Origin of the sequence: Bradyrhizobium sp. 134, from assembly GCF_023074155.1 — a bacterium.
In the GTDB taxonomy this organism is placed as follows: domain Bacteria; phylum Pseudomonadota; class Alphaproteobacteria; order Rhizobiales; family Xanthobacteraceae; genus Bradyrhizobium.
The window spans coordinates 529,709-550,290 of sequence record NZ_JADPKX010000074.1 but is presented as its reverse complement, the minus strand read 5'-3'; the positions used below and the strand labels follow the sequence as shown (position 1 = coordinate 550,290).

Here is a 20,582-nt window from a genome sequence, read left to right as displayed (position 1 = left end):
ACGTGAATGAAGCGCCGGCGCGGCAATGCGCCGGTGCCAAATGACCGAGTTCGAGGCGTTTGCCGACATGCAGCCAAGCCTTAGTCCCGCTCTTAGTTCAGCCCAAACTTCACCACGCGCAAATCTCGCTGGCTGGCTCTACGTGTCGCCGCTCGTGCTGGTGCTCGTGCCGTTCTTCGTGGCGCCGATCCTGGTCGTGCTGGCCGCGAGCTTTTTCGCCACCGACGGCTTCGGCGGGCTGACGCCGGGCTTCACGCTCGCAAGCTATGTCGAGGTGCTGCATTCGGCGCTGACGCTGAAGCTTTATCTGGCGACGATCAAGTTCACGGTGCTGACCTGGGTCTTCACGCTAATCATTGGCTTCTTCGTCGCATACTTCCTGGTCTTCCACGTCCGCAATCAGCTGCTGGCGATTGGCCTGTTCCTGCTCTGCACGGTGCCGTTCTGGACCTCGAACATCATCCGGATGATTTCCTGGATTCCGCTGCTCGGCAAGGAAGGCCTGATCAACCAGGCGCTGCTGGGGCTCGGCCTGATCCGCCAGCCGCTGGAAGTGCTGCTGTTCTCGGACCTCGCGGTTGTCATCGCCTATGTCCACCAGCTTACCATTTTCATGATTGTGCCGATCTTCAATTCCATGGCACGGATCGACAAGAAGCTGATCGAGGCCGCGATCGATGCAGGCGCCAGCCGTTTCGACATCATGCGCCTGATCGTGGTGCCGATGTCCAAGAGCGGCATCGCCCTCGGCACCATCTTCGTCGTCTCGATCGTGATGGGCGATTTCTTCGTGGTCAAGGTGATGTCCGGCGGCGGTTCGGCCTCGGTGGTCAGCGCGTTCTACGAGGACGTCGGCGTACTGCAATATCCGACCGCGGCGGCCAGCGCGGTGTTGCTGACGCTGGTGCTGGTCGCGATCGTCTCGCTGATCCTGCGTACCGTCGACATCAGGCAGGAGATCACGCGATGAGCGCGGTTCTCGCCGACATGCCCAAAACCGACATGTCAAAGACGGTCGCGCCTGCGACGACCAAGGCGATTGCCCCGAGCAAGGGCGGCCGGCCGTGGACGTTCTATGTTCTGGCGACACTGTTCGCGTTCTATGTGATCGCGCTGTACGGCCCGATGTTCTGTATCTACGTCCTGTCGTTCCAGGATATCCGTGGCGGCCTCGTGTTCCCGATGAAGGGCACTTCGCTGCACTGGTTCGTCGATCTCTTCACCCAGGTGCGAACCGGCGACGTCAAGGGCTCGTTCGATCGCTCGATCAAGCTCGCCGTCATTGTCACTGTCATCACGGTGGTGGTCTCGTTCCTCGCCGGGCTCGGCTTTCGCAAGCGCTTTCGCGGCGACACCGTCGTGTTCTACATGATGATCGGCAGCCTGGTCGCACCAGGTCTCGTGCTCGGCCTCGGCACCGGTCTGTTGTTCCAGGCGCTCGGGCTCAATGCGAGCTGGTACACCTCGGCGCTCGGCGCGCAACTGTCCTGGACGCTGCCGTTCGGCGTGCTCGTGATGTTCGCGGTGATGTCGCGCTTCAACCACGTCTGGGAGGAGGCGGCCTACGACCTCGGCGCTAGCCGCTGGCAGTCGATCCGGCTGGTGATGATCCCGGTGCTGGCGCCCGGCCTGGTCGCGGTCGCGCTGTTCGGCTTCACGCTCTCCTACGACGAGTTCGCGCGCAGCCTCCAGACCGCGGGCTCACTGAACACGCTGCCGCTGGAGATCTGGAGCATGACCTTGAACGTCACGTCGCCCTCGCTTTACGCGCTCGGCACGGTGACGACGATCGTGTCCTTCATCGTCATCGGCGCGAGCCTGGGCAGCATCGTGCTGATCCAGAAGAAACGCGGCAGCAGCACAAAGGGTTGAGCTGGGAAATGAAGAGCGATCGCGGCGATATCGAACTGGCGGGCGTCTGCAAGAGCTTTGACGGCGTCAGCAATGTGGTCGACGGCGTCAACCTCAAGATCGCCGATGGCGCCTATTGCTGCTTCATCGGTCCATCCGGCTGCGGAAAGACCACGATTCTGCGCATGATCGCCGGCCACGAGGACCCGACCGCCGGCGAGATCGTCATCGGCGGCCAGAACGTCGTCGGGCTCGCGCCGGTGCAGCGACGCACCGCGATGATGTTTCAGTCCTACGCGCTGTTCCCGCACCTGACCGTGCGCGACAATATCGCGTTCGCCTTGCGCGTACGTGGCATGTCGAAGGCCGATCGTCTGCGCGCTGCGGATGCCATGATCGAGAAAGTGCGGCTGACGCAGTTCGCCGATCGCCTGCCGGCGCAGCTCTCCGGCGGCCAGCAACAGCGTGTGGCGCTGGCGCGCGCCGCGATCACCGAGCCGAGGGTACTTTTGCTCGATGAACCGCTCTCCGCCCTCGACGAGCAGCTCCGCGTGCAGATGCGCCAGGAGCTCAGGCGAATGCAGCAGGAGCTCGGCATCACCTTCATCCACGTCACCCACACCCAGCTCGAGGCGATCGCGCTCGCCGATCTGGTGGTGGTGATGGAGCAGGGCAAGATCAAGCAGGCGGGCGCGGCCCGCGACGTCTATGCCCATCCGCACGATCGCTACGTCGCCGAGTTCATGGGCGGGCAGAACGTGCTGTCGGGGCGGGTCGAGAAGGTCAACGGTTCGACCTTTACGCTCGTGCAGGCCGCGCCTGATGGCATCGAGGTCCCACTTCAAGCGCGGTCTACGGTTAGCGTCGGTGACAAGATCGATATCGCCGTGCGCCGCGACGATGTCGCGCTGGTCCGGCCGGGCAGGGAGCTGCCGCCGGGCTGCTCTACGTCGCTGCCGAGTCGCGTGCTCGCGATCGAATACCAGGGCTATTTCGTCAAGGTCATGCTGGACACCGTGCCGGACGACGCGTTCGTCGCCTATGTGCCAGAAAAGACCTTCTTCGCGGATCCGTTCACCGTCGGCGACGTCGTGATGGCCACATGGGCCACCGGCAGCGCGCTTCCACTTTTCTAAAGACCCGTCGCGCACAGGAGTATGATCGTGCAGATATCCTTCACACTCAACGGACGGCCGACCACCATCGATGTTGAGCCGGCGACGCTGGTCGCCGAGCTGCTGCGCGAGCGGCTCAACCTCACCGGCACCCATATCGGCTGCGACACCAGCCAATGCGGCGCCTGTGTCGTGCACCTCGATGGTCTGCCGGTGAAGAGCTGCACGCTGCTGGCTGCTGCGCTCGACGGTACGACGCTGCTCACCATCGAGGGGCTTCACGGCGCCCCCGGTTCGAACCAGATGCATCCGATGCAGGAAGCGTTTCGTGAGCATCACGGTCTGCAATGCGGCTTTTGCACGCCCGGCATGCTGATGACGGCGGTGGCGCTCGCGACCGAGAAGCCGGACCTCACGGAAGCCGACGTCCGCCACGGCCTTGAAGGCAATATCTGCCGCTGCACCGGTTATCAGAACATCGTCGTCTCGGTCATGGCAGGCGCTGCCGCCATGAACGCCGCCAGGGGAGAGTAACCATGGGCAATGTGATCGGGATCGGCGCCTCACCTAAACGGAAAGAGGACCAGCGCTTCCTCACCGGCCGCGGCAATTACGTCTCCGACATCAAGCGTCCCGGCATGACGGCCGGTGTGTTCGTGCGCTCGCCGCATGGACACGCGATCCTGCGCAGCATCGACAAGAGTGCGGCCCTGGCATCGCCCGGCGTCATCGCGGTCCTGACCGGCGAGGATGCCGCCGCGGACAAGTTAGGCTCGCTGCCCTGCGGCTGGGGTATCACGGATGCCAAGGGCGTGCCGATGAAGGAGCCGCCGTTCCCGATGCTGGCGCAGGGCAAGGTGCGCTTCGTCGGCGACATGGTGGCCTTCGTCATCGCGGAGACGCAGGCGCAGGCTAGCGCTGCAGCCGAGTTGCTGACGGTCGATTACGAGGTGCTGCCCTCAGTGGTCGGCGTGCTCGAAGCCGTGCGACCCGGCGCGCCGCAACTGTTCGACGACGTGCCGAACAACATCTGTTGCGACTGGGAGCTCGGCGACAAGGCGGCGGTCGAGACCGCGTTCCGGAAAGCGGCGCACATCGCAAAGCTCAGCCTCGTCAACAACAGGCTGATCGGCAACCCGATGGAGCCGCGCGCGGCGATCGCCGAATATGAGCCCGGCACCGATCGCTTCACGCTGTGGACCACCAGCCAATTCCCGCATGTCGTGCGCTTCCTGATGGGCGCGCTGGTGCTGAACATTCCGCAGCACAAGCTGCGCGTGGTCGCGCCCGATGTCGGCGGCGGCTTTGGCGTCAAGCAGTTCCACTACGGCGAGGAGGCCGTGATCACCTGGGCCGCCAAGCGCGTGATGCGGCCGATCAAATGGGTCGCGAGCCGCTCCGAAGGCTACGTCTCCGATCGCCACGGCCGCGATCACGTCACCGAGGCCGAACTCGCACTGGACGAGACCGGAAAGTTTCTGGCCTTCCGCGTCAACACGCTCGCCAATATGGGCGGCTATCTCTCGACTTTCGGGCCGAACATCCCGACCAATCTCTACGGACCGCTGCTCGGCGGCGTCTACACCACGCCGGCAATCTACTGCAACGTGAAGGTAGTGTTCACCAACACGGTTCCGGTCGACGCCTATCGTGGCGCCGGCCGTCCCGAGGCGACCTTCGTGCTGGAGCGAATCGTCGACGTCGCAGCCAGCGAGATGGGGATCGACCGGGTCGAGATCCGCCGACGCAACATGATCCCGAAGGAGGCTTACCCGTATCAGACGCCGGTGCTGGTGCAATACGATTCCGGCGATCCGATGGGATGTCTCGACGGCGCCCTTGTCGCGGCCGACGTCAAGAACTTCGGTATCCGCAAGGCGGAGTCGGCGCGCAGGGGCAAATTCCGCGGGCTCGGCTACTCGACCTATGTCGAGGCCTGCGGCCTTGCGCCGTCGCGCTTCGCAGGACGGCTGGGCGCGCGCGGCGGGCTCTATGAGAGCGCTACGGTACGCGTGCATCCGACCGGCCAGGTCACGGTCATGATCGGCACGCACAATCACGGCCAGGGCCACGAGACGACGTTCGCGCAGATCGTCTCGGATAAGCTCGGCGTCGCGTTTGACAATGTCGACATCGTGTTCGGCGATACCGACCGCGTGCAGTTCGGCATGGGTACCTATGGCTCGCGTTCGCTGGTGGTCGGCGGCGCGGCGCTGTCGAAGGCGACGGACAAGGTGGTCGCGAAGGGCAAGAAGATTGCGGCGCATCTGCTTGAGGCGGCCGAAGTGGACATCCAGTTCGAGGCCGGAAAATTCTCAGTCGCAGGCACCGACCGCATGAAGACGTTCGAGGAGATCGCGGGCGCCGCCTACGTGCCGCACGACTATCCGCTCGAAGTGCTGGAGCCGGGACTGGAAGAGCAGGCTTATTATGATCCCGTCAACTTCACCTATCCCGGCGGCTGCCACATTGCCGAGGTCGAGATCGACCCGGAAACCGGCACGGTGACGCTGGTCAATTACACCGCGGTCGACGACGTCGGCACTGTTATCAACCCGATGATAGTCGAGGGCCAGTTGCATGGCGGCATCGTGCAGGGCGTCGGCCAGGCGCTGTACGAGAACGCGGTCTATGACGAGGGCTCGGGCCAGCTGCTGTCGGGCTCGCTGATGGATTACTGCATGCCGCGTGCCGACCACATGCCGATGATGAACATCGCGACCCATTCGACGCTGTGTACGCATACGCCGATGGGCGTGAAGGGCTGCGGCGAGGTCGGCACCATCGGTTCGCCGGCCGCGGTCATCAACGCGGTGGTCGATGCGCTGTCGCATCTCGGCGTCACCCATGTCGACATGCCGGCGACGCCGAACCGGATCTGGCGCCTGCTGCAAAATGCATCGCTGCCGGTCGCTGCGGAATAGGGAGGATGACAATGAAGCCGTTTGCCTATCACCAACCGGACCGGATTCCCGACGCTGCTAAACTGCTGACCTCGATCGAGGACAGCAAGCTCGTCGCCGGCGGCATGACGCTGATCCCGACGCTGAAGCAGCGGCTCGCCAGTCCGCCAGCCTTGATCGATCTGTCGAAGCTGGGACATCTGAAGGGCATCAGCGACGACGGCGCCACAATCACCATCGGTGCGATGACGCCACATGCGGTGGTGGCCGCCTCGAAGCTGGTGCAGGGAAAGATCCCCGGTCTCGCCGCGCTGGCCTCGATGATCGGCGATCCCGCCGTGCGCATCCGCGGCACCATCGGCGGCTCGGTCGCGAACAACGATCCGGCGGCCGATTATCCCGCTGGCGTGCTCGGTCTTGATGCGACCATCGTCACCAGCACACGGGAGATCGCGGCCGACGGGTTCTTCCGCGGCCTGTTCGAGACCGCGCTCGAACCTGGCGAGATCATCACGGCGATCCGCTTTCCGGTGCCGCTCAAGGCAGGCTACGTCAAGTTCAAGGCGCCGGCGTCGCGCTATGCGTTGGTCGGCGTGTTCGTGGCGAAATTCGCCGATGGCGTTCGCGTGGCCGTGACCGGAGCGGGCTCCGGCGTATTCCGCGTTCCTCCGATGGAAGAAGCGCTGTCTCGAAGTTTCGATCCGTCCGCGATCGCGGCGATCAAGATCGACACTGAGGGCCTCACTTCCGACATCCATGCCGAAGCCGACTACCGGGCGCACCTCGTCACGGTCATGGCCAAGCGCGCCGTCGACGCGGCGCTCAGCTAGCTCTTTAGGGTTGATGATGACTGATGGTTCCGGCCGAACGGCCTTCCCGCCGGCGCCGACTGGCCTTGGCTCGCTTTCCGCAACCGAGATCCTGGCCGGCTACCGGCGCAAGGCGTTCACTCCACGCGATGTCGTCGACGACACCATTGCCGCCCTGGAGGTGACCAATGAGGCATGCAATGCGGTGGTGACGCCGATGTACGAGCAGGCGAGGGCGGAGGCCGATCGTCTCACCAGGGAGATGCGCGCCGGCGAAGCCAAGGGGGCGCTCGCGGGCGTACCCGTGACGATCAAGGACCTGGTCTTTGTCGCGGGCGTGCCGGCCTATGGCGGCTCGCCGATGAACAAGGCATTCGTGCCCGATGTCGACGCGGCGGTTGTCTCGGCGCTGAAGGAGGCGGGTGCCATCGTCACCTGCAAGACCACGACCTGCGAGTCCGGTTACAAGTTGACGGCGGACAGCCCGGTCACCGGCACCACGCGCAATCCCTGGGACCCCGGTCGCACCAGTGGCGGATCGAGCGGCGGCGCGGCGGCGGGTGTTGCCGCCGGCTGCGGTCCGATCGCGATCGGAACCGATGGCGTCGGCTCGATCCGCGTGCCCTCGTCCTTCTGCGGGGTGTTCGGCCTGAAGCCGACGTTTGGGCTGGTGCCGCGTTCGCCCGGCTTCTCGCCGCCCTCCTGGGGGTCGCTCGCGCATACCGGGCCGATCACGCGCACGGTCGCGGATGCCGCGCTGACGCTGGAGATCATCGCCGGCTACGATCTGCGCGATCCCGCGAGCCTGCCGGTGGCGGCGCGGCGGTTCGACACGAACGCCGCGCCGTTGAACGGTATTCGTATCGGCGCCAGCGTCGATTTCGGCTACGCCGCCGTCAGTCCCGATGTGCGCGCGGCGTTCGGCAAGGCGCTGGCCATTCTCGATGCCTGCGGCGCGCAGGTCACCATGGATGGTCCCGGCCTCGATCCCGGCATCCTCGAACACACGCTGAAGCCGATCGCCTTCACCGAACAGGCGGCCGCGGTCGCGACCAGGACCACGGCCGATCTCGCCAGCTCCGAAGCAGATTATCTTGACGTCATCAGTGCAGGCCGACGCTACAGCGGCACGGACTATATCGAAGCGGGGTATCGCCGCGGCCAGGCTCGCAGCGGCTTCCTGAAGCTTTTCGAGCGCGTCGATGCGCTGGTGACGCCGACTGTCGCGGTGACCGCGTTCGAGGCCGGCCGCATCGGCGTCGACATGATCGACGGTGGCAAGGTCGATCCGCATCTCGGCTGGTCGCCCTTCACCTGGCCGGTCAACCTCGCCGGTCTTCCGGCGGCGACGCTGCCCTGCGGCTTCGATCGCGACGGAATGCCGATCGGCTTGCAGATCGTCGCTCCGTGGCTCGACGAGCCCACGATCTTCCGCATCGCCGCTGCGTTCGAGGCGGCGCAGCCCTGGGCAAACTTCTGGCCGTCACTGGCGCTCCGCGAAAGTCCCACGCGCGCGAAGGTATGAAGCTCAGGACAGCTCGATCGGGTCGCCGCGGCCGCTGAGCTCTTCGTCGAGGCGCAGATAGTGCGCGAGATAGTCGTGCAAGGCGGTCGCCGCCTTCGAGGTTGCGCCGCTCGACTTGTAGAGCAGCAGCTCGATCTTCGGCAGCGGCGGCAGGCCCTCGTTCGGGCCGATCTCGCGCATCGCCGGCACCAGGGCGCTGCGGCCGAGTACGGTCACGGCCATGCCGGCGAAGGCCGCCGCCTGAAGGCCGCCGACGCTTTCGCTGACGCAGGCGATGCGCCAGCGCAAATTCGCGCGTTCCAGCGTGTCGATCGCATAGTCGCGATAGATGTTGCCCGGCGGCAGCAATGCCAGCGGAATGGGCCGTTCCTGGTGCGCGGCAGACTGCTCACCGGTCATCCAGACCAGTTGCTCGCGCCGTACCACCTGGCCGCCCGTAAAATCATTCATGCGGGTGACAAGCGCGATGTCGACATCGCCACGCTTGACCAGGCCCACCAGCGGCGTCGAGAGCGCGCAATTGAGCTCGACCTGAACGCGGGGGAAGGATTTTCGGAACACGCTGAGGATCTGCGGCAGCATGAATGCGGCATAGAGGTCCGGCGTGCCGAGTACGACCTGACCCTCGATCTCCTGTGACGCCAATTGCGAAATCAATTCGTCATGCAACCGCAGGATGGATTTCGCGTAGGTGAGAACCGTGGTGCCGTCCTCGCTCAGCGTCAGCCGGCGCCCGGCATGCTCGAACAATTGTTTCCCGGTGAGCTCCTCCAGCCGCTGCAATTGCAGGGTGATCGCCGGCTGGGTGCGGCCCAGCCGCCGCGCGGTCTCGGTAATGCTGCCGGTCTCGACCACGGAGATCAGCGACCGGAGCATGCGGATATCGAGGCTGATGAGGTTCATGCGGCATCCATGTCGCCCAGAATTTATGCAAGTTCCATGCTAGGGCGAATGGGAGCCGGGGTGGGAAGGCCCGGTCGCAGACGGCCTGTTCTCATCAATTAAGCGACGTGTCGGTCCAGCATTGCTGGCATACTGAATATTGATTATCAGGCGGCTCGGCGCGCATGATGCGCCCAACGAACACAAAAAGGGAGCACAAAACATGAAAGAGAGATCAGCAACGCGACGAGAGCTGCTTGCAATTGCCGCGGCGGCAAGTGCTGCGTCAATCGCGGAAGTTGCGCCGGCGGCTGCGCAGGCCGGGCCGAAGCCGATCTTTCCGGTGCCGATGGTCACCATTCCGATCGTCGGCGAAACCCAGGTGTTCCAGGTCCGCCGCATCTACTGCATCGGGCGCAACTATGCGGCGCACGCGATCGAGCGCGGCTCGGACCCGAACCGCGAGCCGCCGTTCTTCTTCCAGAAGCCGACCGACGCAATCCAGAACGTCGCTGTGGGCGAGGTCGCCGACCATCCCTATCCGTCGCTGACCAAGAACTATCACCACGAAGTCGAGCTGGTCGCCGCGCTGAAGTCCGGCGGCTCCAACATTCCGGCCGAGAAGGCGCTCGACCATGTCTATGGCTACGCGCTCGGCCTCGACATGACCCGGCGCGATCTCCAGAACGGCATGGCCGCGGAAAAGAAGCCGTGGGAGATCGGCAAGAGCTTTGACCACGCCGCGGTGATCGGACCGATCCACCCGGCCAGCAAGACCGGCCATTTCGACAAGGGCGCCATTTCGCTGGCGATCAACGGGACGGTGAAGCAGAGCTCGGATCTCAGCAAGATGATCTGGAGCGTGGCCGAGCAGATCGCAAAACTGTCGGAAGCCTTCGAGCTGAAGGCCGGCGACATCATCTATTCCGGCACGCCGGAGAATGTCGGCCCGGTCGTGAAGGGCGACGTGCTGTTGTGCAAGCTCGACGGCTTGCCGGACATGTCGATCAAGATCGTCTAGCGCTCCCCTCTCCCCGCCTGCGGAAAGTGAGGGGCGGGACGTTTTCGCTTCGTCATGCCCGGGCTTGTCCCGGGCATCCACGTTTTTGGGTGCCGCTTGCGTGCAAGCCCGTGGATGGCCGGGACAAGCCCGGCCACGACGACGCTGAGAATGGCTTGTATCCCATCTGTCGCAGCGCGGCGTCCTGCTCTAGCTCCGGCCGAGGATCTTCTTCGCGGCGCGAAGATGCGGCCTGTCGATCATCTGGCCGTCGAGGCGCAGCGTGCCGGAGTTCGGATTGTTCGCGAACGCCGCGATCACCTTCTCCGCCCAATTACGCTCGGGCTCGGTCGGCTCGAACGCCGCGTTGACCACGTCGACGTGCTTGGGATGGATCAGCGCTTTCGCCGAAAAACCGTCACGCCGCGCCGCGCGCGTTTCCTGTTCGAGCCCCGCCAGATTGTCGATATCGGTATAGACGGTGTCGATCGGTGCGACCTCGGCCGCGGCCGCCGCCATCAGGCAGAGATCGCGCGCCAGCCGATAAGGGCTATGGAACACGCCGCCTGACGCCTTTTCAGTAGCGCCGAGCGAGGCCGAGAGATCTTCCGCGCCCCACATCAGGCCCGCGAGGCGAGGAGAGCAGCCCTTGTAGCTGCCGAGCCCGAAGATCGATCCTGCGGTTTCGGTTGCGACGCAGACGATGCGTGTTGAGCCGATGGCGATACCAGCCGCAGCTTCCAAAGCTTCGAGCCAGGTCGCGACCTGCCGCACGTCGTCGCCGCCCTGCGATTTCGGCAGCACGATGCCGTCGGGCTTGCCTGGAATCACCGCGGCAAGGTCAGCGAGCGTCATGCCGGTGTCGAGCGCGTTGACGCGGACATAGAGCTGATGGGGTTTGTTGCGGCCGTTGAGCATCGCCAACGTCAACCCGCGAGCCTCCGGCTTCTTGTCGGTGACGACGGAATCTTCGAGATCGATGATCAGCGCGTCGGCCTTGCCTTCGCTGGCCTTCTCGAATTTGCGCGGGGAGTCGCCCGGCACGAATAGCATCGAACGCATCAGACCGGCCTCTTGTGCATCATCGCCATGCGGCGGCATTTTCCGACGATCTCGTCGTTCTGGTTGAGAGCGTGGTGCTCGAACTCGACGATTCCCGCCTTGGGACGCGATTTGGACTCCCGCAATGAAAGCACCTTGGTCGTCGCCCGCAGTGTGTCGCCATGGAAGACCGGTTTCGGAAAGGTGACGTCGGTCATGCCGAGATTGGCAACGGTGGTGCCCATGGTCGTATCATAGACCGTCATGCCGATCATGATGCCGAGCGTGTAAAGGCTGTTGAAAATGCGCTGGCCGAACTCGGTCTGGGCCGAAAAATGCGCGTCGATGTGCAGCGGCTGCGGATTGAGCGTCAGCAGGCTGAACATGGTGTTGTCCATCTCCGTGACGGTCCGCGTCAGGGGATGCCTGAACTCCTGGCCCACGGAAAACTCCTCGAAATAAAGTCCGGCCATCGCGGTCTTCCTCCCTGCGAAATAACAGCGCGCTCACACCATCGCGCCGCATGATCCCATGCATGGTACACACAGTTGGCAGGCAAATTCACGTATCTGTACCCGGTTTTTCGAGCTAAAGAACGCAAGCGAGGGCACGTCCGGGCACAGCAATCGGCCGCGGCCTTCGCGTGGGAAACGCGAAGAGGGGAGATGGCGCGGGCGCGGCTCCCAACAAGGAGACCATCATGGATTTCGCGCTCACCGATCAGCAGGAGGCCATTCGCGACGCCATCGCGAAGATCTGCGAGGGCTTTCCTGACGCCTATTGGCTGAAGAAGGACCACGACGGCGGCTTCCCGCACGACTTCCACAAGGCGCTCGCCGACGCCGGCTGGCTCGGCATCTGCGTGCCGGAGGCCTACGGCGGTTCCGGGCTCGGCATCACCGAAGCCGCGATCATGATGCGCGCCATCGCGGAATCCGGCGCCGGCATGTCGGGCGCATCCGCGGTGCACATCAACGTGTTCGGTCTCAATCCCGTGGTCGTGTTCGGCACCGAGGAACAGCGCAAGCGCATGCTGCCGCCGATGGTCGAGGGCCGCGAAAAGGCGTGCTTTGCCGTGACCGAGCCCAACACCGGCCTCAACACCACCCAGCTCAAGACCCGAGCGGTGGCCAAGAACGACCGCTATATCGTCAACGGCCAGAAGGTGTGGATCTCCACCGCGCAGGTCGCGCACAAGATCCTGCTGCTGGCGCGCACCACGCCGCTGGAGGAGGTGCGCTCGCCGACGCATGGGCTGAGCCTGTTCTATACGGACTTCGATCGCAACAGGATCAAGGTCCACGAGATCGAGAAGATGGGCCGCAAGGTCGTCGATTCCAACGAGCTGTTCTTCGAGGACTTTGAAATCCCGATGGAGGATCGCATCGGCGAAGAGGGCAAAGGCTTCCAGTACATTCTCGAAGGCATGAACCCCGAGCGCATTCTCATCGCCGCGGAAGCCGTCGGCCTCGGCAAGCTCGCGTTGTCGCGCGCGACCGAATACGCCAAGACCCGCGTGGTGTTCAACCGGCCCATCGGCAAGAACCAGGGCATTCAGCATCCGCTGGCCGTCAACTGGGTCGAGCTCGAGGCGGCCTGGTTGATGGTGATGTCGGCGGCCTGGCAATACGACAAGGGCATGCCTTGTGGCGGCGCCGCCAATGCCGCGAAATACATTGCGGGTGAGGCCGGATATCATGCCTGCGAGCAGGCGGTGATGACCCATGGTGGCTTCGGTTACGCCAAGGAATTCCACGTCGAGCGTTACTTGCGCGAGGTGCTGATCCCGCGCATCGCGCCGGTCAGCCCGCAGCTTGCGCTCAGCTTCATTGCGGAAAAGGTGCTGGGACTGGCCAAGTCGTACTAGCTGATGCGCGACCTTTTAGCCGAGACGAATTCGCGTGCTATCCCAGTGGCCGTGCTTATTCCGCGGCGATCCGGTCCATCGCCATGGCACGAAGCCGGGCGCGCTGGATCTTGACGCCGTTGGCGCTGTCGGTGACGGGGAAGGCCTCCACGACATAGATCCGCGCCGGGACCTTGTAGCCGGCGAGCCGCTCGCGCAGGTGCGTGATCAACGCGTCCTGCCGCGGCGGCTCGTGGTGGGGGTCCTGGGTGGCAATCACGAAGGCAACGCAGCGTGCGTTTCCCTTCAGATCGACCGCGACGACCTGGGCGTCGGCCACGCCAGCGCACGATTTGAGCTCGTCCTCGATCTCGCCGGGGGCGACAAGAAACCCGCCGAGCCGCATGGCGTCGCCCGCGCGGGTTTCGTAGACGAAGGAGCCGTCGCCGCGCAGCCGGCCGATATCGCCGGTGCGGAAGAAGCCGTCCGCGATGATGGCGTCGCGCGTCGCGTCGGGATTGTTGTAGTAGCCGAGGAAGCGGGACGGCGCATGGATCTCGATCTCACCGGAGACGCCGCGAGCCGCGAGTTCGCCGGTCTCGGTGTCGCGCACACGGACCTTGGCCTCCGGGGACATTGGCCAGCCGCCGCCCTCGATGCGATCGGCGATGCCATCACTCGAGCGTGCGATCGAGAACAGCGCCTGCACCTCGCTCGAACCGTAGAGGCCGTGCAACGGCATGCCGCGCGCCTCGGCCTCCGCGGCAAGCTCGCGCCAGCCGGGCTGGAACGCGGCAAAGCCGCAGACTTCGAGATGCGGAAACGGATGCGGCGCGTCGGTGACGGCGAGGATGCGGCGGAACATCTCGTCCGAGCCAAAGGCATGCGTGATCCCGCACTCGCGGAGAATCTTCAGCGCCGGCGCGGCCTCGAAGGCGTCGAGCGCATGGACGGTCGCGCCCGCTGCGACGAAGCCGAGCAGGCTCGTCATGCCGAAGGTGCCACAGAACGGCAGCATGGCCAGCAGCACATGGCGCTGGGGCGAGAGTTTTAGCGCCTCGGCGACGGAGGCGGCGTGCGTGGCCAGCGTTCGCTGCGAATGCGCGACAAGCTTCGGTCCTTTGGTCGTGCCCGATGTCGTGTAGAGCAGAACCGGCAGATCGAAATCATCCTGAGCCGGCGGGGCCGGCGGATAGGGCTTGTCGAAGGCGTCGAAGCGCACGCATGGCCATTGGGCAGGAATCTCATCCGCGCCCACAACTGCAAGCTCTCGCAGCGCAGGCACCTCGTCCTTGGCGACGTCGGCGAGAATAGCGGCAAAGTCGATCGAGCGAAACGCGGCTTCGATCACCATCAGCCTGGCGCCGGACAGCTTCAGGAGATGCGCGACCTCCGCGCTGCGGTAGCGCGTATTGATGGCGGCAACGATTGCCCCGAGCCGGGCGGCGGCGAACAGCAGCGTGATCCATTCGATCCGGTTGACCAGCCAGACCGCGACGACGTCGCCCGCGCCGATACCGCGTGCGGCAAGCCAGGCGGCGGTCTGCTCGATCTTTTCCGAGAATTCCGCGCGCGAGACCGGCGTGCCGTCGAACACGAAGGCCGGATCGGCGGCGGCTTCGGTCCGGATCAGCGATTGCAGCGAAAACTCGTTGGCGCTCATGGCAACCGGACTAACCCGACCGCGCGAACCTGTCTACTTGGTGCCGAACATCCGGTCGCCGGCGTCACCCAGCCCCGGCACGATGTAGCCGTGGTCGTTGAGCCGCTCGTCGATCGCGGCGGTCCAAACCGGCACGTCCGGATGCTCGCTCTGGAACTGCGCGATCCCTTCAGGCGCGGCCAGAAGGCAGACGAAGCGGATGTCGCGGGCGCCGCGCGCCTTCAGCAGGGAAGCACCGGCGCAGGCCGAGTTGCCGGTCGCCAGCATCGGATCCATCAGGATCACGGTGCGGTCCGAGAGGTCCTGCGGCGCCTTGAAGTAATATTCCACGGCCTGCAATGTCTCAGGATCGCGGTAGAGCCCGATATGGGCGATGCGCGCCGACGGCATTAGCGCCAGCATGCCGTCGAGGAAGCCGACGCCGGCGCGCAGGATCGGCGCCAGCGTGAGCTTCTTGCCGGCGATCTTGGGCGCCCGCATCGGCGCAATCGGCGTCTCGATCTCGACCAGCTCCAGCGGCAGGTCGCGCGTCACCTCGTAGCCGAGCAGCATCCCGATCTCGTTCAGGATCTCGCGAAAGCTCTTGGTCGAGCGGTCCTTCTCCCGCATCAGGGAGAGCTTGTGCTGGACCAGGGGATGGGCGACGACGTTGACGTTGCTGATGCTCATGAAACCGATCTACACGGTTCCGTGAAACTGCGCCAGATCGGCCGAGTGTTTTTGGTGCGGGAGACGTGCCTTCAGCCGGGCGTCGCGACCGCGCTGCGGAGCAGGTTGCTCGCCCCAGAGGCAGCCATGGTCAATTCGCGGTCGATGGGCTTGAGGGCTTATGCTCCGAGCCCGCGCGCCACGAGTGTGATGGCGAGCGTCAGGACCGCGCCCACTAGCAGAAATTTCCGCAGCCGACCGGCTCGTAGAGCGGGTCAGGCGCGGGACGAATAGCGGGAACGCTCGGACGCGAAACTTCCAGGGCCAATGCCTCGACCTCTATGAAAGCCGACAGCAGCGCGAGCGCGAGATCGGCGTGGCGCGCCTCGACCGCGGCGTCGAGCCAATCCGGCAACTCGCGCTCGCGCGAGAGCGCACAGTGCCATTCGCCCTCGTCATAAGCGATGCGGCGGACCTGCCATAGCGGCAGCTCCAGCTCCATCAATGCCAGCGCGGCATCGGCCCAGGCTTCTGCTTCGATCAGGCGCGTGACGCGCGCAGTGCGCTCGATCTGTCCGAGCGAAGGGAAGTGCCGGCAGGCGTGATCGATGATCTTGAGCATCAGCGGTCGCGTCATCGTGTGCGCGTGGCGCAGGCGCTGACTGAGTGAGGGCGGATCGTAGTGCCGGAGAGCGGCGGTCATGTCAGGCCTCCTGGAATTGGCGTCGGTCAGTCGGCCGGCCTCTCCAAGATGGCCAAAACGGCATTTGAAAACGAGATGGGGGCGGGGCGGGAGATATAGGGATTTCATAAGTGCGGGATGGGGGCGGTGGCGCGCCATTCTCCGCCTTCGCAGGTACGACGATGTGAGTGCCTCGCGAGCGTTGTCCGACCACGCCGTCAGCCCCGGCCTTTTATGAGATTCCTATAACTTCGCCATGGCCCTCGTCTCGAAAACCTATGCCTGGGGTGGCACTTCAGCCCGGTCAAAAGGTGCCGGTGGGCGCCGTGGAAATGCACTGGCATTTCCTTTCACGCGCCGACCGGGTCTCCCGAGAAACGGTTGCACCGAAATCAAGGGCGCAACGAGGAGTATCTCCATGATGGACATTCTGATGCTGGCGCTGGGCTTCGCCTTTTTCGCCCTTGCGATTGGCTACACCTATGCCTGCGAACGGCTGTGAGGGAGCGGACCATGATCTTCGATTATTCGCTCGCCGGCGTCGTTTCGCTCGGCCTCCTGTTCTACCTCACTTACGCGCTGCTGCGGCCCGAGCGGTTCTGACCGTGCTCACGAAGCCTGAAGGGTTGATGTCATGACTGTAATCGGTTGGCTCCAGATCATTCTCTTTTGCGTCATTATCGTCGCGCTCACAAAACCGCTCGGCTGGTACATGACGCGCGTGTTCAACGGCGAGCGGACCTTCCTCTCGCCGGTGCTGCGTCCCATCGAGGCCGGCATCTACTGGTTCTCCGGCGTCGACGAGAAGCGCGAGCAGCATTGGCTGACCTACACGGTCGCCATGCTGCTGTTCCATGTCGGCGGCTTCCTCATCATCTACGGGGTGATGAGACTTCAGGCTGTACTGCCGTTCAATCCGGCAGGCCAAAGCGCGGTCGCCGCGGATCTCTCCTTCAACACGGCGATCTCCTTCATCACCAACACCAACTGGCAGAACTACGGCGGCGAGAGCACGATCTCCTATCTCGTGCAGATGCTCGGCTTGACGCACCAGAACTTCCTGTCGGCGGCGACCGGTATCGCACTCGCGGTCGCCCTGATCCGCGGCTTCTCGCGTGCGTCGGCACGCACCGTCGGAAATTTCTGGGTCGACGTCACCCGCTGCACGCTCTATGTGCTGTTGCCAATCTGTATCGTCTATACGCTGTTCCTGGTCTCGCAAGGCATACCGCAGACGCTCGGTGACTATGTCGAGGCCACCACGCTCGAGGGTGCCAAGCAAACCATTGCGGTCGGCCCGGTCGCCTCCCAGGTCGCGATCAAGATGCTCGGCACCAATGGCGGCGGCTTCTTCAACGCCAATGCGGCGCATCCGTTCGAAAATCCAACCGCGCTGTCCAACTTCATTCAGATGCTGTCGATCTTCGTGCTGGGTACGGCGCTGACCAACGTGTTCGGCCGCATGGTCGGCAGCCAGCGCCAGGGCTGGGCGATCCTGTCCGTGATGGGCGTGCTGTTCGTCGCCGGTGTCGCCATCACCTATTGGGCGGAGGCCAACGGTACTTCGACCCTGCACGCGCTCGGCCTGACCGGCGGCAACATGGAAGGCAAGGAGGTTCGCTTCGGCATCGTCGCGTCCTCCCTGTTCGCCGTGATCACGACGGCCGCCTCCTGCGGCGCGGTCAACGCCATGCATGACAGCTTCACGGCGCTCGGCGGCATGATTCCCCTGATCAATATGCAGCTCGGCGAAATCATCGTCGGCGGCGTCGGCGCCGGCCTCTATGGCATGCTGCTGTTCGTCGTGCTCGCGATCTTCGTGGCAGGCCTGATGGTCGGCCGCACGCCGGAGTATGTCGGCAAGAAGATCGAGGCGCGCGAAGTGAAGATGGCGATGCTCGCGATCCTGGTGCTGCCGCTGATGTATCTGGGATGGACCGCGGTCGGCGTGGTCTATCCGGCGGCGGTCGCCTCGATGGCGAATGCCGGGCCGCATGGCTTCACCGAGGTGCTCTATGCCTTCACCTCGGCGACCGGCAACAACGGCTCGGCCTTCGCGGGCCTCACCGGCAACACCTTCTTCTACAATCTCACGCTCGCAAGCGCGATGTTCGTCGGCCGCTTCTTCATGATCATCCCGGCGATGGCGATCGCGGGTTCGCTGGCCGCCAAGAAATCGATTCCGCCGTCCGCGGGCACCCTCCCGACCACGGGCGGGCTGTTCGTCGGCCTCGTCGTCGGCGTGATCCTGATCATCGGCGGCCTCACCTTCTTCCCGGCCCTCGCCCTCGGCCCCATCGTCGAGCATCTCGCGATGAACGCCGGCCAAGTGTTTTGAACAACAAGTGTTCTGAACAGCGAGTGTTCTGATCGACCGCCTTCTGATTGTTTGGAGTGACCTCCATGGATACCATGAAACTGCAAAAACGCGCGTCCGTCTCGGCGATGCTCGATCCCAAGATCGTCGTGCCTGCGATCCGCGCGTCCTTCACCAAGCTCGATCCACGCTTGATGATCAAGAATCCGGTGATGTTCGTGGTCGAGATCGTGGCTGCGCTCACCACGGTGATCTTCCTGCGCGACCTCGTCACGGGCGGTGGGAATCTCGGCTTTACGTTCCAGATCATCGTCTGGCTCTGGTTCACGGTGCTGTTTGCCAACTTCGCCGAAGCGGTGGCCGAAGGCCGCGGCAAGGCGCAGGCGGAATCGCTGCGCAAGACCCGCACCGAGAGCCAGGCAAAGCTGCTGACCGGCGCCGGCCTGGCCTTCAATCTCGTGCCGGGCACCAGCCTCAAGGTCGGCGACATCGTGCTGGTCGAGGCCGGCGATACCATTCCCTCCGATGGCGAGGTGATCGAGGGCGTTGCGTCCGTCAACGAGGCCGCCATCACCGGCGAGTCCGCACCCGTGATCCGCGAATCTGGCGGCGACCGTTCGGCAGTGACCGGCGGCACCCAGGTGCTGTCCGACTGGATTCGCGTGCGGATCACGGCAGCGCAGGGCTCGACCTTCATCGACCGCATGATCAAGCTGGTCGAGGGCGCGGAACGGGCGAAGACCCCGAACGAGATCGCGCTCGACATCCTGCTGGCCGGCCTCACCATCATCTTCGTGTTCGCCACCGTCACCATCCCGAGTTACGCGGCCTATGCCGGCGGCTCGATCTCGGTGGTTGTGCTGGTCGCGCTATTCGTGACGCTGATCCCGACCACGATTGGCGCACTGCTGTCGGCGATCGGCATCGCCGGCATGGACCGCCTGGTCCGCTTCAACGTGCTGGCGATGTCCGGCCGCGCCGTCGAGGCCGCCGGAGACGTCGACACGCTGCTGCTCGACAAGACCGGAACGATTACACTCGGCAACCGCCAGGCGACCTCCTTCCGCCCGGTGCGCGGCGTCACCGAGCAGGAGCTCGCGGACGCGGCCCAGCTCGCCTCGCTTGCCGACGAGACCCCGGAGGGCCGTTCGATCGTGGTGCTGGCCAAGGAGAAATACGGCATACGTGGCCGCGACATGGCCGAGTTGGGAGCCACCTTCATCCCCTTCACGGCGCAGACCCGCATGAGCGGTGTCGACGCCAGCGGCTCGTCGGTGCGCAAGGGCGCGGTCGATGCGATCCTCAATTATGTCGGTAGCGGTGCACCGCTGGTGGTCGCCTCCGGCAACACGGCTCGTTCCTTCCAGCCCGCCGGGCTCTCGGACATTGGCCGCGAGATCCAGACCATTGCCGACGAGATATCGAAGGCCGGCGGCACGCCGCTGGCGGTCGCCAGGGACGGTAGGCTGCTCGGCGTCATCCAGCTCAAGGACATCGTCAAGGGCGGCATCCGCGAGCGCTTTGCCGAGCTGCGGCGCATGGGCATCCGCACCGTCATGATTACCGGCGACAATCCCATGACGGCCGCCGCGATTGCAGCGGAAGCCGGCGTCGACGACTTCCTGGCGCAGGCAACTCCCGAGGACAAGCTCAAGCTGATCCGCGACGAGCAGGCCAAGGGTAAGCTGGTGGCGATGTGCGGCGACGGCACCAACGACGCGCCGGCGCTCGCACAGGCAGACGTCGGTGTCGCCATGAACACCGGCACGCAGGCGGCCCGCGAGGCCGGCAACATGGTCGATCTCGATTCCAACCCGACCAAGCTGATCGAGGTGGTCGAGATCGGCAAGCAGCTCTTGATGACGCGCGGCGCGCTGACCACGTTCTCGATCGCCAACGACGTCGCGAAGTATTTCGCGATCATCCCGGCGATGTTCCTGGCGTTCTACCCCCAGCTCAGCGTGCTCAACGTCATGAACCTGTCGAGCCCGCAGAGCGCCATCCTGTCGGCGATCATCTTCAACGCACTTGTTATCATCGCGCTCATCCCGCTGGCGCTGAAGGGCGTCGCCTATCGCGCGGTCGGGGCCGGCGCACTGCTCCGGCGCAACCTGCTGATCTACGGCCTCGGCGGAATCGTCATTCCCTTCATCGGCATCAAGGCGATCGACCTCGTCGTCGTTGCCTTGCACCTGGCTTAACCCCGTCATTGCGAGCGAAGCGAAGCAATCCAGAATTCTTGCCGCGGCTGAGAGACTGGATTGCTTCGTCGCTTCGCTCCTCGCCACGACGAAAGAAAT

Annotated in this window: 19 protein-coding genes; 13 read left to right on the top strand and 6 right to left on the bottom strand. The window is 64.5% G+C overall.

Translation table 11 applies throughout. The features are described 5' to 3' along the window. Nucleotides 1-40: 40 nt before the first annotated feature. The 7 genes from IVA75_RS32755 to IVA75_RS32725 are packed head-to-tail and all read left to right on the top strand — an operon-like array spanning nt 41 to nt 8,203. A complete protein-coding gene (locus IVA75_RS32755) occupies nt 41-970 on the top strand; it encodes an ABC transporter permease (RefSeq protein WP_247287808.1) in 930 nt (309 codons plus the stop codon). After that, entirely contained in the window at nt 967-1,872 is a 906-nt protein-coding gene (locus tag IVA75_RS32750) for an ABC transporter permease (protein ID WP_247287810.1), read from the top strand. Before IVA75_RS32755 ends, IVA75_RS32750 begins: the two co-directional genes overlap by 4 nt. An 8-nt stretch (nt 1,873-1,880) precedes the next feature. Continuing rightward, nucleotides 1,881-2,987 (top strand): ABC transporter ATP-binding protein, encoded by a 1,107-nt coding sequence (locus tag IVA75_RS32745; protein ID WP_247287811.1) that lies wholly within the window; start codon nt 1,881-1,883, stop codon nt 2,985-2,987. 21 nt (nt 2,988-3,008) lie between these two features. Further along, complete coding sequence (locus IVA75_RS32740) at nt 3,009-3,500, top strand: (2Fe-2S)-binding protein (RefSeq protein WP_247287812.1); 492 nt, start codon at nt 3,009-3,011, stop codon at nt 3,498-3,500. 2 nt (nt 3,501-3,502) lie between these two features. Continuing rightward, nucleotides 3,503-5,890 carry a xanthine dehydrogenase family protein molybdopterin-binding subunit gene (locus IVA75_RS32735; RefSeq protein ID WP_247287813.1) on the top strand — a complete coding sequence of 796 codons (2,388 nt, stop codon included), beginning with the start codon at nt 3,503-3,505 and terminating at the stop codon, nt 5,888-5,890. A gap of 11 nt (nt 5,891-5,901) precedes the next feature. Beyond that, nucleotides 5,902-6,699 carry a xanthine dehydrogenase family protein subunit M gene (locus IVA75_RS32730; RefSeq protein WP_247287814.1) on the top strand — a complete coding sequence of 266 codons (798 nt, stop codon included), beginning with the start codon at nt 5,902-5,904 and terminating at the stop codon, nt 6,697-6,699. Between the two features lie 16 nt (nt 6,700-6,715). Next, the gene (locus tag IVA75_RS32725) at nt 6,716-8,203 is read left to right on the top strand and encodes an amidase family protein (protein WP_247287815.1); all 1,488 of its coding nucleotides are present in this window, start codon (nt 6,716-6,718) and stop codon (nt 8,201-8,203) included. A 3-nt stretch (nt 8,204-8,206) separates the two neighbouring features. Here IVA75_RS32725 and IVA75_RS32720 read toward each other — a convergent pair whose 3' ends face one another. Beyond that, a complete protein-coding gene (locus IVA75_RS32720; RefSeq protein WP_027519799.1) occupies nt 8,207-9,106 on the bottom strand; it encodes a LysR substrate-binding domain-containing protein in 900 nt (299 codons plus the stop codon). A gap of 202 nt (nt 9,107-9,308) precedes the next feature. Between IVA75_RS32720 and IVA75_RS32715 the strand changes: the two genes are divergently transcribed. Further along, the gene (locus IVA75_RS32715) at nt 9,309-10,106 is read left to right on the top strand and encodes a fumarylacetoacetate hydrolase family protein (RefSeq protein ID WP_247287816.1); all 798 of its coding nucleotides are present in this window, start codon (nt 9,309-9,311) and stop codon (nt 10,104-10,106) included. Nucleotides 10,107-10,295: 189 nt separating this feature from the next. Here the strand turns inward: IVA75_RS32715 and IVA75_RS32710 are convergent, their stop codons facing one another. Next, a complete protein-coding gene (locus IVA75_RS32710) occupies nt 10,296-11,147 on the bottom strand; it encodes a CoA ester lyase (protein WP_247287818.1) in 852 nt (283 codons plus the stop codon). Beyond that, a complete protein-coding gene (locus IVA75_RS32705) occupies nt 11,147-11,599 on the bottom strand; it encodes a MaoC family dehydratase (protein WP_007595761.1) in 453 nt (150 codons plus the stop codon). Before IVA75_RS32705 ends, IVA75_RS32710 begins: the two co-directional genes overlap by 1 nt. 227 nt (nt 11,600-11,826) lie before the next feature. Here IVA75_RS32705 and IVA75_RS32700 point away from each other — a divergent pair, with 227 nt between their 5' ends. After that, nucleotides 11,827-12,993 (top strand): acyl-CoA dehydrogenase family protein, encoded by a 1,167-nt coding sequence (locus IVA75_RS32700; protein ID WP_247287820.1) that lies wholly within the window; start codon nt 11,827-11,829, stop codon nt 12,991-12,993. 55 nt (nt 12,994-13,048) lie between these two features. Here IVA75_RS32700 and IVA75_RS32695 read toward each other — a convergent pair whose 3' ends face one another. The 3 genes from IVA75_RS32695 to IVA75_RS32685 form a co-directional block, all read right to left on the bottom strand. Next, on the bottom strand, nt 13,049-14,635 hold the full coding sequence (locus IVA75_RS32695; protein ID WP_247287822.1) for an AMP-binding protein: 1,587 nt from the start codon (nt 14,633-14,635) through the stop codon (nt 13,049-13,051). A 33-nt stretch (nt 14,636-14,668) separates the two neighbouring features. After that, nucleotides 14,669-15,304 (bottom strand): uracil phosphoribosyltransferase, encoded by a 636-nt coding sequence (gene upp, locus IVA75_RS32690; protein WP_085351919.1) that lies wholly within the window; start codon nt 15,302-15,304, stop codon nt 14,669-14,671. Between the two features lie 214 nt (nt 15,305-15,518). Then, complete coding sequence (locus tag IVA75_RS32685; protein WP_247287824.1) at nt 15,519-15,986, bottom strand: hypothetical protein; 468 nt, start codon at nt 15,984-15,986, stop codon at nt 15,519-15,521. A gap of 235 nt (nt 15,987-16,221) precedes the next feature. Here IVA75_RS32685 and IVA75_RS32680 point away from each other — a divergent pair, with 235 nt between their 5' ends. From IVA75_RS32680 to kdpB, 4 genes are all read left to right on the top strand, one after another. Continuing rightward, a complete protein-coding gene (locus IVA75_RS32680) occupies nt 16,222-16,467 on the top strand; it encodes a hypothetical protein (protein ID WP_247287825.1) in 246 nt (81 codons plus the stop codon). Nucleotides 16,468-16,478: 11 nt separating this feature from the next. After that, complete coding sequence (locus IVA75_RS32675) at nt 16,479-16,568, top strand: K(+)-transporting ATPase subunit F (protein WP_007595755.1); 90 nt, start codon at nt 16,479-16,481, stop codon at nt 16,566-16,568. Nucleotides 16,569-16,599: 31 nt separating this feature from the next. Then, nucleotides 16,600-18,303, top strand: coding sequence for a potassium-transporting ATPase subunit KdpA (gene kdpA, locus IVA75_RS32670; protein ID WP_247287826.1), 1,704 nt, complete (start codon nt 16,600-16,602; stop codon nt 18,301-18,303). Nucleotides 18,304-18,368: 65 nt separating this feature from the next. After that, nucleotides 18,369-20,483 (top strand): potassium-transporting ATPase subunit KdpB, encoded by a 2,115-nt coding sequence (gene kdpB, locus IVA75_RS32665; RefSeq protein WP_247287827.1) that lies wholly within the window; start codon nt 18,369-18,371, stop codon nt 20,481-20,483. Nucleotides 20,484-20,582: the final 99 nt, after the last annotated feature.